At 69.1% G+C, this 11085-nt stretch carries 13 protein-coding genes; 7 read left to right on the top strand and 6 right to left on the bottom strand.

What is annotated here, in order from left to right; all coding sequences use genetic code 11:
* Window positions 1-226 precede the first annotated feature (226 nt).
* From pstS to pstB, 4 genes are all read left to right on the top strand, one after another.
* A complete protein-coding gene (gene pstS, locus OG386_RS24000; protein WP_328789824.1) occupies window positions 227-1363 on the top strand; it encodes a phosphate ABC transporter substrate-binding protein PstS in 1137 nt (378 codons plus the stop codon).
* A gap of 127 nt (window positions 1364-1490) precedes the next feature.
* Window positions 1491-2480 carry a phosphate ABC transporter permease subunit PstC gene (gene pstC, locus OG386_RS23995; protein WP_328789823.1) on the top strand — a complete coding sequence of 330 codons (990 nt, stop codon included), beginning with the start codon at window positions 1491-1493 and terminating at the stop codon, window positions 2478-2480.
* The gene (gene pstA, locus OG386_RS23990) at window positions 2480-3562 is read left to right on the top strand and encodes a phosphate ABC transporter permease PstA (protein WP_328789822.1); all 1083 of its coding nucleotides are present in this window, start codon (window positions 2480-2482) and stop codon (window positions 3560-3562) included. Before pstC ends, pstA begins: the two co-directional genes overlap by 1 nt.
* A 30-nt stretch (window positions 3563-3592) precedes the next feature.
* Window positions 3593-4369 (top strand): phosphate ABC transporter ATP-binding protein PstB, encoded by a 777-nt coding sequence (pstB, locus tag OG386_RS23985; protein ID WP_030728551.1) that lies wholly within the window; start codon window positions 3593-3595, stop codon window positions 4367-4369.
* Between the two features lie 487 nt (window positions 4370-4856).
* On the opposite strand, the gene OG386_RS23980 is transcribed toward pstB, so the two are convergent.
* Window positions 4857-5855, bottom strand: a complete 999-nt coding sequence (locus OG386_RS23980; RefSeq protein WP_266594960.1) for an inorganic phosphate transporter — start codon at window positions 5853-5855, stop codon at window positions 4857-4859.
* A gap of 5 nt (window positions 5856-5860) precedes the next feature.
* On the bottom strand, window positions 5861-6481 hold the full coding sequence (locus tag OG386_RS23975; protein ID WP_008742369.1) for a DUF47 domain-containing protein: 621 nt from the start codon (window positions 6479-6481) through the stop codon (window positions 5861-5863).
* A gap of 205 nt (window positions 6482-6686) precedes the next feature.
* Here OG386_RS23975 and OG386_RS23970 point away from each other — a divergent pair, with 205 nt between their 5' ends.
* A complete protein-coding gene (locus OG386_RS23970) occupies window positions 6687-7001 on the top strand; it encodes a metal-sensitive transcriptional regulator (protein ID WP_030009310.1) in 315 nt (104 codons plus the stop codon).
* Between the two features lie 153 nt (window positions 7002-7154).
* On the opposite strand, the gene OG386_RS23965 is transcribed toward OG386_RS23970, so the two are convergent.
* Together OG386_RS23965 and OG386_RS23960 are read right to left on the bottom strand one after the other, a co-directional pair.
* Window positions 7155-7340, bottom strand: a complete 186-nt coding sequence (locus OG386_RS23965) for a hypothetical protein (protein ID WP_405787822.1) — start codon at window positions 7338-7340, stop codon at window positions 7155-7157.
* Window positions 7341-7481: 141 nt separating this feature from the next.
* Window positions 7482-8312, bottom strand: a complete 831-nt coding sequence (locus tag OG386_RS23960) for a hypothetical protein (protein WP_443053189.1) — start codon at window positions 8310-8312, stop codon at window positions 7482-7484.
* A 405-nt stretch (window positions 8313-8717) separates the two neighbouring features.
* On the opposite strand from OG386_RS23960, the gene OG386_RS23955 reads away from it, so the two are divergent.
* Together OG386_RS23955 and OG386_RS23950 are read left to right on the top strand one after the other, a co-directional pair.
* A complete protein-coding gene (locus OG386_RS23955; protein WP_266594959.1) occupies window positions 8718-8930 on the top strand; it encodes a hypothetical protein in 213 nt (70 codons plus the stop codon).
* Window positions 8930-9085 carry a hypothetical protein gene (locus tag OG386_RS23950; RefSeq protein ID WP_328789821.1) on the top strand — a complete coding sequence of 52 codons (156 nt, stop codon included), beginning with the start codon at window positions 8930-8932 and terminating at the stop codon, window positions 9083-9085. The genes OG386_RS23955 and OG386_RS23950 overlap by 1 nt, the downstream gene beginning before the upstream one ends.
* Window positions 9086-9108: 23 nt before the next feature.
* Here OG386_RS23950 and OG386_RS23945 read toward each other — a convergent pair whose 3' ends face one another.
* A complete protein-coding gene (locus OG386_RS23945; RefSeq protein WP_328789820.1) occupies window positions 9109-9837 on the bottom strand; it encodes a phosphatase PAP2 family protein in 729 nt (242 codons plus the stop codon).
* 204 nt (window positions 9838-10041) lie between these two features.
* Window positions 10042-11049 carry a C40 family peptidase gene (locus OG386_RS23940; protein WP_328793331.1) on the bottom strand — a complete coding sequence of 336 codons (1008 nt, stop codon included), beginning with the start codon at window positions 11047-11049 and terminating at the stop codon, window positions 10042-10044.
* Window positions 11050-11085 lie beyond the last annotated feature (36 nt).

Raw genomic sequence — 11085 nt, 5'->3', positions numbered from 1 at the left:
CGGCCATGGGTGACCGGACCGGAACGCACCGGGTCGTCCGCCACGGTTCACCATCCGTTCACTCTCCCCGGTCGGCTGCTTCACCTGTTCTGCCTAATTTCGGTGATGCACGGAGCGAGTCGCCCGGAAGTCGAGCCGCTCAGCCGCGCACAACCGACGCAGTCCTCTTCGCACGCCGCCCCGATACAGAAAGCGGCCGGCGGCTTCTGGAAGGAACACCCGAAAAGTGAAGCTTCAGCGCAAGAACATGCTTCGTGCCTCCGCCCTCGGTGCGCTTGTCGTGTCCGGCGCCCTGGTCCTCACGGCGTGCGGCTCGGACGACAACACCAAGACCGCCGACGGCTCGGCGAAGCCCTCCGCGGCCGCCGCGGGCGACATCAAGTGCGACGACGCCAAGGGCAAGCTGCTGGCCTCCGGCTCCTCCGCGCAGAAGAACGCGATCGAGCTGTGGATCAAGAACTACATGGCCGCCTGCTCCGGCGTCGAGGTGAACTACAAGTCCTCCTCCTCCGGTGAGGGCATCGTCGCCTTCAACCAGGGCGGCGTCGGTTTCGCCGGCTCCGACTCGGCGCTGAAGCCGGAGCAGGTCGAGGAGTCGAAGAAGATCTGCACCGGTGGCCAGGGCATCAACCTGCCGATGGTCGGCGGTCCCGTCGCCCTCGGCTTCAACGTCGCCGGCGTGGACAAGCTGAACCTGGACGCCGCCACGGTCGCCAACATCTTCAACGACAAGATCAAGAAGTGGGACGACGAGGCGATCAAGAAGCTGAACCCGGGCGTCACGCTTCCCTCCACCGCCATCCAGCCCTTCCACCGCTCCGACGACTCGGGCACCACCGAGAACGTCACCAAGTACCTGAAGGCCACCGCCCCCGACGCCTGGCCGTACGAGCCCGCGAAGAAGTGGGCCGCTCCGGGTGGCCAGGCCGCCTCCGGCTCCGCGCAGGTCGCCGCCCAGGTCAAGCAGGTCGACGGCGCGATCGGCTACTTCGAGCTCTCCTTCGCCAGCTCGCAGAACATCAAGACCGTCGACCTGAACACGGGTGCCTCCGCCCCGGTCAAGGCCAGCGGTGAGAACGCCTCCAAGGCCATCGCCGCCGCCAAGGTCGCCGGCACCGGCTCCGACCTGGCCCTCAAGCTCGACTACACCACCAAGGCCGAGGGCGCCTACCCGCTCGTCCTGGTGACCTACGAGGTCGTCTGCGACAAGGGCAACAAGGCCGAGACGCTCCCGACCGTCAAGTCCTTCCTGAACTACGCCGCCTCGGACGCCGGCCAGAAGGTCCTCCTCGAGAACGGCTACGCCCCGATCCCGGCCGAGATCAACACCAAGGTCCGCGAGGTCATCAACACCCTCGGCTGATCCTGACCCCGGGTCCGGTCCGCTCCCCCGTCCGGGGGCGGCCCGGCCCCGGGACCCTCCCCTTCACCCGGGGGAATCCGGTGCACCGCCGCCAGGGGGCCTGCCCCCCACACAGACCGGAAAGACCATGGCTTCCACCACACCCACCCAGATAGACACGGCTCCGCCTGTCACCCGTAGCGGAGGATCCACCGGCCGCGCCGGTGACAAGATCTTCGCCGGGCTCTCCAAGGGCTCCGGCATCCTGCTCCTGGTGATCATGGCGTCGATCGCCGTCTTCCTCACCTACCGCGCCTCGACCGCCCTGTCGAAGAACGAGGGGAACTTCCTCACCACCTTCGACTGGAACGCGTCGGCCAACCCGCCCGTCTTCGGCATCGCCGTCCTGCTCTTCGGCACCGTCGTCAGCTCGATCATCGCGATGGCCATCGCGGTTCCGATCGCCGTCGGCATCGCCCTGTTCATCTCGCACTACGCGCCGCGCAAGCTGGCCGCGCCCCTCGCTTACGTGGTCGACCTGCTGGCCGCCGTGCCGTCGATCATCTACGGCATCTGGGGCGCCCTCTTCCTCGTCCCGCAACTCAACGGCCTGAACCTCTGGCTGGACGAGTACCTCGGCTGGACGTACGTGTTCGAGAAGACCCAGGTCGGCGTGGCCCGTTCGCTCTTCACCGTCGGCATCCTGCTCGCGATCATGATCCTGCCGATCGTGACCAGCGTCAGCCGCGAGGTCTTCCTCCAGGTCCCGCGCATGAACGAGGAGGCCGCCCTGGCCCTCGGCGCGACCCGCTGGGAGGTCATCCGCATGTCGGTGCTGCCCTTCGGCCGCTCCGGCGTCATCTCCGCCTCGATGCTCGGCCTCGGCCGCGCACTCGGCGAGACCATGGCCGTCGCGACCGTCCTCTCCCCGAGCTTCCTGATCTCCGGCCACATCCTGAACCCGGGCGGCGGCACGTTCGCACAGAACATCGCCGCCAAGTTCGACGAGGCCAACGAGTTCGGCCGCGACGCGCTGATCGCCTCCGGTCTCGTCCTCTTCCTGCTCACCCTGCTGGTCAACGGTGCCGCTCGCCTGATCATCGCTCGCCGCAAGGACTTCTCGGGGGCGAACGCCTGATGAGCCACGCAATCCAGGACCAGCGGCCCACCCGGGACCGCAAGTCCGCCGCCCCCGCCGGCCTCACCCGCGGCGGCCTGCCCCGCTGGGCCCCGTCGGCCATCGCGGCCCTCTCGATCGCCCTCGGCTGCGGCATCGGCCTCGCCTTCGGCCTCCAGAGCAAGATCCAGTGGGGTCTGCTCGCGGCGCTGCTCTTCATCGCCGTCACGTACACCGCCAGCGCGGTGATCGAGAACCGCCGCCAGGCCAAGGACCGCGTCGCGACCTCCCTCGTGTGGGTCTGCTTCGTCCTCGCGGTCATCCCGCTGCTCTCGCTGATGTGGACCACGATCAGCCGCGGCCTGAAGCTCCTGAGCGGCAACTTCCTCAGCCACTCCATGAACGGCGTGACCAGCTTCGACGAGGGCGGCGGCGTCTACCACGCCCTGCTCGGCACCATCGAGCAGGTCGCCCTCGCCACGCTGATCGCGGCCCCCATCGGCCTGCTGACCGCCGTCTACCTGGTCGAGTACGGCAAGGGCCACCTCGCCAAGTCCGTCACCTTCTTCGTCGACGTCATGACCGGCATCCCCTCCATCGTCGCGGGCCTGTTCATCCTGACGACCTGGAACCTGATGTTCGGCTTCGGCCCGTCCGGCTTCGCCGGCGCCATGGCCCTGTCGATCCTGATGATGCCGGTCGTGGTCCGCTCCACCGAGGAGATGCTCAAGCTCGTCCCGAACGAGCTGCGCGAGGCCGCCCTCGCCCTCGGCGTGCCGAAGTGGCGCGTGATCCTCAAGGTCGTGCTCCCCACCGCCATCGGCGGCATCTCCACCGGCCTGATGCTGGCCGTCGCCCGCATCGCCGGCGAGACCGCCCCGATCATGCTGCTGGTCTTCGGCTCCCAGCTGATCAACGGCAACCCCTTCGAAGGCGCCCAGTCCTCGCTCCCGCTCTACATTTGGGAGCAGTACAAGGTCGGCAGTGAAGCCTCCTACGACCGGGCATGGGCCGCAGCGCTCGTCCTGATCGCCTTCGTCATGATCCTCAATCTGGTGGCCCGCGGCATCGCCCGCTGGAAGGCCCCGAAGACCGGTCGCTGACGCGACTCATGAAAGCGAAGTGACCCCCTCATGGCGAAGCGAATCGACGTCTCCGGACTGTCCGCCTTCTACGGCACCCACAAGGCCATCGACGACATCTCGATGACCGTGGAGCCCCGCTCCGTAACGGCCTTCATCGGCCCCTCCGGCTGCGGCAAGTCCACCTTCCTGCGCACCCTCAACCGCATGCACGAGGTCACCCCCGGCGGCCGCGTCGAGGGCAAGGTGCTGCTGGACGACGAGAACCTGTACGGCACCGGCGTCGACCCCGTCGCGGTCCGCCGCACGGTCGGCATGGTCTTCCAGCGCCCGAACCCCTTCCCCACCATGTCGATCTTCGACAACGTGGCGGCGGGCCTGCGGCTGAACGGCAACTTCAAGAAGTCCGAGCTCACGGACATCGTCGAGAAGTCGCTCCAGGGCGCCAACCTCTGGAACGAGGTCAAGGACCGCCTGAACAAGCCCGGCTCCGGCCTCTCCGGCGGCCAGCAGCAGCGTCTGTGCATCGCCCGCGCCATCGCGGTCGAGCCCCAGGTCCTGCTGATGGACGAGCCCTGCTCCGCCCTGGACCCGATCTCCACCCTGGCGATCGAGGACCTGATCGGCGAGCTCAAGGAGCGCTTCACGATCGTCATCGTGACGCACAACATGCAGCAGGCGGCTCGCGTCTCGGACCGCACCGCCTTCTTCAACCTCTCGGCCGTCGGCCAGCCCGGCAAGCTCATCGAGCTCGACGACACGGACCGGATCTTCTCGAACCCGTCCGTCCAGGCGACCGAGGACTACATCTCGGGTCGCTTCGGCTAGACCGGGACAAGCGTCCTGCGGTGCTGCATGGCGGTGCCACCGCAAGGCGAAAGAAAGAAAGAGGGCCGGCTCCCCCTGGGTGGGGGGAGCCGGCCCGCTTTTCGTCCGCAGACCGGTCCGGGGACTACACGAACGCCAGGTCCACGACCCAGAAGCACAGCGCAGCAACCACGGCCGCGGCCGGCATCGTGATACTGCATCCCCCGGGGGACGACCCCCGGACCCCCAGCAAGGGACGGCTCCGGCTACACGAACGCCAGGTCCACGACCCAGAAGCACAGCGCAGCAACCACGGCCGCGGCCGGCATCGTGATACTGCATCCCCCGGGGGACGACCCCCGGACCCCCAGCAAGGGACGGCTCCGGCTACACGAACGCCAGGTCCACGACCCAGAAGCACAGCGCAGCGACCACAGCCGCGGCCGGCATCGTGATACTGCATCCCCCGGGGGACGACCCCCGGACCCCCAGCAAGGGACGGCTCCGGCTACACGAACGCCAGGTCCACGACCCAGAAGCACAGCGCAGCGACCACGGCCGCGGCCGGCATCGTGATGAACCAGCCCAGGATGATGTTCTTGGCGACGCCCCAGCGGACCGCGTTCACGCGCTTGGTCGCGCCCACGCCCATGATCGCCGAGGTGATCACGTGGGTGGTGGAGATCGGCGCGTGGAAGAGGTACGCCGAGCCGAACATGATCGAGGCGCCGGTGGTCTCGGCCGCGAAGCCCTGCGGCGGGTCCAGCTCGATGATCTTGCGGCCGAGCGTACGCATGATGCGCCAGCCACCCGCGTACGTACCCAGCGACAGCATCACCGCACACACGACCTTGACCCAGACCGGGATCGGCGCGTCGGCGCTCTGCACATCGGCGATGACCAGGGCCATCACGACGATGCCCATCGTCTTCTGCGCGTCCTGCAGACCGTGGCCGAGCGCCATCGCGGCCGCCGAGACCGTCTGCGCGATACGGAAGCCGTGCTTCGCCTTGTGCGGGTTGGACCGGCGGAACATCCACAGGATGGCCACCATCACCAGGTAGCCGACGACCAGACCGACAACCGGCGAGACGAACATCGGGATGACGACCTTGTCGAGGACCCCCGACCAGATCACCTCCGTGCCGCCGGCCAGTGCCGCACCGACCATGCCGCCGAACAACGCGTGCGAGGAGGACGAGGGCAGCCCGAAGTACCAGGTGATCAGGTTCCAGACGATCGCGCCGACCAGCGCCGCGAAGAGGATCCACATGCCCGTGGAGCCGGTGGGCGTCTCGATCAGGCCCTGGCTGACCGTCTTGGCCACGCCGCTGCCCAGGAAGGCGCCGGCGAGGTTCATCACGGCCGCCATCGCCAGCGCCGCCCGCGGGGTCAGCGCCCGCGTCGAGACCGACGTCGCGATCGCGTTCGCCGAGTCGTGGAAACCGTTCGTATACGTGAAGCCGAGCGCGACACCGATGGTCACGACCAGAGCAAAGGTGTCCACGAGGTTCAGGACTCCTTGACCGCGATGGTCTCCACCGTGTTCGCAACGTGCTCGAACGCGTCGGCCGCCTCTTCGAGCACGTCGACGATCTGCTTGAGCTTCAGCACCTCGATGGCGTCGTACTTGCCGTTGAAGAGCTGGGCGAGCAGCTTGCGGTGGATCTGGTCGGCCTGGTTCTCAAGGCGATTGACCTCGATCCAGTACTCGGTGAGGTTGTCCATCGTCCGCAGGTGCGGCATGGCCTCCGCGGTCAGCTCGGCCGCCCGCGCCAGCACCTCGATCTGCTGCTCGACACCCTTGGGGAGCTCCTCCACGTTGTAGAGGACGACGAGGTCGACGGCCTCCTCCATGAAGTCCATGATGTCGTCGAGCGACGAGGCCAGGTTGTAGATGTCCTCGCGGTCGAACGGCGTGATGAAGGAGGAGTTCAGCTGGTGGAAGATCGCGTGAGTGGCGTCGTCCCCCGCGTGCTCCGCTGCCCGCATCCGCTCCGCGATCTCGGCCCGGGCGGAGGAGTCCGCTCCGAGCAGTTCCATCAGGAGCTTGGAGCCCGTGACGATGTTGTCCGCGGATGCGGCGAACATGTCGTAGAAGCTCGTCTCCCTGGGGGTCAGACGAAATCGCACGTGAGGTCCTCGGGGTGCATTGGATTCGGTCAGGCTGATGCTAGGCGCATCCCCCTGCCACGGCTAACCGGCCGTTCCCCAGTGTGCTCCATCGGGCAGAGTGAGGACCATGGCCCCCTGCCCTGCACGGCGGAGCCCAGTATCCTATACCCATGAGGGGTATGCGTTCGGCATGCACCCCTCGTTCCGGACCACGGGAGGACGTATGACGACCATCGAGGCGGAGGGCTCCGGAGCCGTCCACGGCTATCACCACCAGAAGGACGAGCACCTCAAGCGGCTGCGCCGGATCGAGGGCCAGATCCGCGGCCTCCAGAGGCTCGTCGACGAGGACGTCTACTGCATCGACATACTCACCCAGGTCTCGGCGAGCACGAAGGCACTGCAGTCCTTCGCGCTCCAGCTGCTGGAGGAACACCTTCGGCACTGTGTCGCCGACGCCGCGGTCAAGGGCGGCACCGAGATCGACGCCAAGGTCGAGGAAGCCACCAAGGCCATCGCCCGCCTCCTGCGCACCTGACCGGCGAACCCGAGCCCCGCCATTCCCGACCCCGCGCACCCTCCAGCCCCGCCGGCGTTTGAGGCGCGGGGTCTGGGGCGGAGCTCCAGCAGCGGCGCGGCAGCCTACAGACGGCGCGGCACACCCGCACCCCCGCCGGGAGGCGAGGACCGACTACGACCCGAGCAGGACCTCGTCGATGCGGTCCAGGCTGAGCCGCTCCTCCGCGGCCGCCGAGGCGGCGATGATCAGCTCACCGCACAACTCGATCTCGGCGAGAGCAACGTGGTCCTGCACCGTCGTACCGCCTGCGGGAGTCACGCGTGTCACCTCAATCTGCCACCGGCCACCGGCCGTCATCGGTCATACCGCACCGCACCACGCGCCGGCGCCCGGCTTCTCAGCGTAGGGAGGCCGTGCCGTCCCCCGCATGACACGGATGGACCATTTCCGGATACCGGGCCGTGGCCCGATCGCGCCGCCCGTCCCCCGCCCGCCCCACTAGTCGGAGATCTTCCCGGCGTAAATGTCCTCGTTTGCGGGCAATACAACGGTCACCGGCGTCCCGAACCCGTACAGCAGCGTGGTCGAGGACACATCGATCACGCCATTGTTGACGTACGTGAACCGGTGCCTGACCTTCCGCAAGCGCCCCTCCTCGTCCAGGTAGGCGTCGAACGGCACCGTGTCCGTGCTGAACCCCTTCGCTGCCGCCTCCAGTGCACCCCTCACCTCCGGCGACGCGCTCCGCGCGGCCCGCCCGATGTCGGTGGTCCCCCGGTAGTGCCGCACCTTGGTGCCCGCCACCTCGGTCTCCCCCACGTACGTCACCTCCTGCGCGCCCTTCAGCAGCTCGGCCGCGACCAGCGGATCGGTGGCCCCGCCCGTGACCAGGTTCCCGTCGTTCAGGGTCGTCGTGTCGACCCTGACCCACTTGTCGTCCGGAACGCCCGCGCCGCGGTTCTTCATGTAGAGCGCGCCCGGTACGAGCAGCTCCGTGATGGGCCGGTGCTCGGCCTTGCCCTTCACATCGGCCGGGAGCATCACAAGGAGCTGGCCCATCCGCTTCTTGAAGTCGACCCCGCCCTCACCGCGGATCGTGACCCGGGTGCCGCCCGTCGCCATCTCCATGGCCGTACGGGCCCGGGCACTGCCGGTTCTCGCCAGTGCGTCGGCGGCCCCGCGGACCACCGCCGCCGCGTCTACCGGAGGCCGGCCGTCGCCCGCGTCGCCCGCGCACCCGGTCATCGTCGTGACGGCCAGGGTGACGCCGGCAGCGAGCACCGCCTCACCCGCACGCCCGCGCGGCCGCCTGAGCTGGTGATCCACCATCGCCTGCCAACCCCCAACGCATGACCGCTGCTTGCCCGAGGCCCCCACCCGCTCCGCTTAACGAGGTCCGGGGTTTCCCGTCACGGGGGCGCACCCTCCCCGCGCGCCGCCCGCCCCGGTACCGTGGACCTGTGGAACCGCACACCGAAGCGAGACTGGTCCCTCCGCTTGACTCCCTGCCGCTCCCCCGGCCGCACGCACAGCCGGAGCCACCGGCCGGCCACACCACATCCACCGCCGACCGCGGATCGTTCTGTCTGGCCGTCTGCACGTGCGGCTGGAGCGGTCCGGCCCGCCGCTCCCGCGACCTGGCCCGCAGGGACGCGACCCGCCACGCGGAGGCGTAGCTAGACCGTTCGGACCGCCCGGCTGGCCGGAGCGCGCCGCAGCGGATGCCCTTGATCCATGCCAGGTTCCGCAGCCCGCCTCGCGACCCTTCTCTGGGCCCTGCTCATCGTGTCCGCCCCGGCCGCCGCGGCCTGGGCCGGCCCCGTGGGCTCGGCGGACAGCCCGGCCGACGTGGCCCTGGCCGTCGGGCTCACCTCGGCCGCCGCAGCGGCGACCGGCTGGTGGCTGCGTTCCCGCTACCGCCGCGACACCGACGGCGGCGATCCCTGATGCCCCGGACCCGCGCCCGGACCCGCGCCCGGTCCCGTACCCGGTCCCGGACGCGCTCCCGACCGAAGGCGGTGCGGGTGTTCTTCGCTGCAGCGCTGCTGTGCCTGCTGGCGGCCGCGCTGCTCGTCGTATGGAATGCGTACGCGCAGAGCTGATCCCGGCCGCACCGGGTGCACCGTCAGGCGGCGAGGTCGCTCTCGTGCGTACGCTGCCCCGCGGGCGGCGTCGGTGCCTGCGGGAGGCCGACCGGCCGGGGCAGCGCCGGGTTCTTGGCCCGTACGAGCCAGCCACCGCGCCGGGACCGGGCCACCGCCCGCACCAGCGGGGTCAGCGCCGCCATCGCGAGCGGCGCGAGCAGGAGCACCACGGCGGTGCCGAGCGCGAGGCCGCCGATGACGTCGGTCGGGTAGTGGATGCCCATGTAGACCCGGCACAGGCCCTCGGCGAAGGCCAGCCCGATCCCCAGGAGGCCGAACTTCCGGTTCGCCACGAACAGGCCTACGCCCAGGGCCATCGCGAGCGTGGTGTGGCCGCTGACGAAGGAGAACTCGGTGCGCCCGAGCCCCCACCCGAAGCTGGGATCGATCACTTGCAGGCCCTCGTGCTGGCGGAACGGCCGCGACCGCCCCACGAATTCACGCAGCGGCACGTTCACGAGCAGCGCCATTCCGGCGGCCAGCGGGGCCCAGACGAGCGCGGCGAAGGTCTCGACGGTGCCGGCCCCGTCCTGTCGGCGGGTTCCGCGCCAGCACCACAGGACCAGGAGCACCAGGGCCAGCAGGATCCCGTACTCCCCGGCCAGGCTCACCACCCGGTCCAGCCACGCGGGGGCGTGCCGGGCGACTCCGTTGATCTCGTACAGCAGGCTGACATCCACGTTCGGCCCACCTGTTGTGAGTCCAGCCATGGTGATGCGGCCCCTTGCCCTTGCCGTGGTCCCCTGCGGAACGCACCCCTGTGTGCGCCCCTCCGCCCCCCACTTGATCAACCCCCGCGTTCATGGAACGCCCGTTCTGGCTCCTACGTTCCATTCTCCACGCAATGATCACTCCAACGTTACCGAAGAGTGACCCATCGTCGCAGCTCAGGGCCTTTGCATTACGGAGAGTTGCTAAGCCGCCGGGCTGGCGGCGGGGCGCGTCGGAAGGGCCTCCGCACCGTCCTTGGTCACGCGCGTCGCACCGAAGTAGTCAGGGGTGTCGATCTTGTCGAACCGGATGACGGCGCCGGTGTAAGGGGCGTTGATCATGTACCCGCCGCCCACGTAGAGCCCGACGTGCCGGATCTCCCGAGAATTCGTCAGATCATCGGAGAAGAAGACGAGGTCACCGGGCAGGAGTTGATCGCGCGTAGGGTGCGCCCCGGCGTTGTACTGGTCGTTCGCCACCCGCGGCAACTCGATCCCCACGGTCTCGTACGCGGCCTTGGTCAACCCGGAACAGTCGAACCGCCCGTCCTGATCGGGCGTCCCGTTGCCGCCCCACAGATACGGCGTCCCGAGCTGCTTCTGCGCGAAGTAGATCGCCCCGGCGGCCTGTTGCGAGGGCGCCACCCGCCCCACGGGCCGCGCGAAGCTCTTGGCCAGGGTGGTAATGGCCTTCACGTACCCCTGGGTCTCCGTGTACGGGGGCACTCCGCCGTACTTGATGACCGCGTACGCCCCCGCGTTGTAAGCCGCGAGCATGTTCGACGCATCGTCCCCGGGCACGCTCGCCACGTCCTTGGCCAGCTCGCAGTCGTACGAGGCCGCCGACGGAATCGCGTCGTTCGGGTCCCAGATGTCCCGGTCACCGTCCCCGTCCCCGTCGATGCCGTGGCCCGCCCAAGTGCCCGGAATGAACTGCGCGATACCGCGCGCGTCCGCCGGACTCACGGCGCTCGGGTTCCAGCCGCTCTCGGAGTACAGCTGAGCAGCGAGCAGGGGCGGGTTGATGGCCGGGCAGAGATTGCCCCACTTCTCCACCAACGCCTGGTACTTGGCGGGCACGGCACCCTTCGTCAGCCCTACCGCGCGACCACCCGCGCCGGCCCCCCCGAGGCCTGCCGCGGCCGAGTACGTCCCCACGACGAGGAGCGCCACGAACGTCAGACACAGCCCGATCCCGATCCCGCCGACCATCCAGAATCTGCGCACGCGTCAACCCTCCCCCATCCA

Source organism: Streptomyces sp. NBC_00273 (assembly GCF_036178145.1).
Taxonomy (GTDB): domain Bacteria; phylum Actinomycetota; class Actinomycetes; order Streptomycetales; family Streptomycetaceae; genus Streptomyces.
Note: the sequence above shows the minus strand (reverse complement) of the source record. Positions and strands in the feature narration are given on the sequence as shown.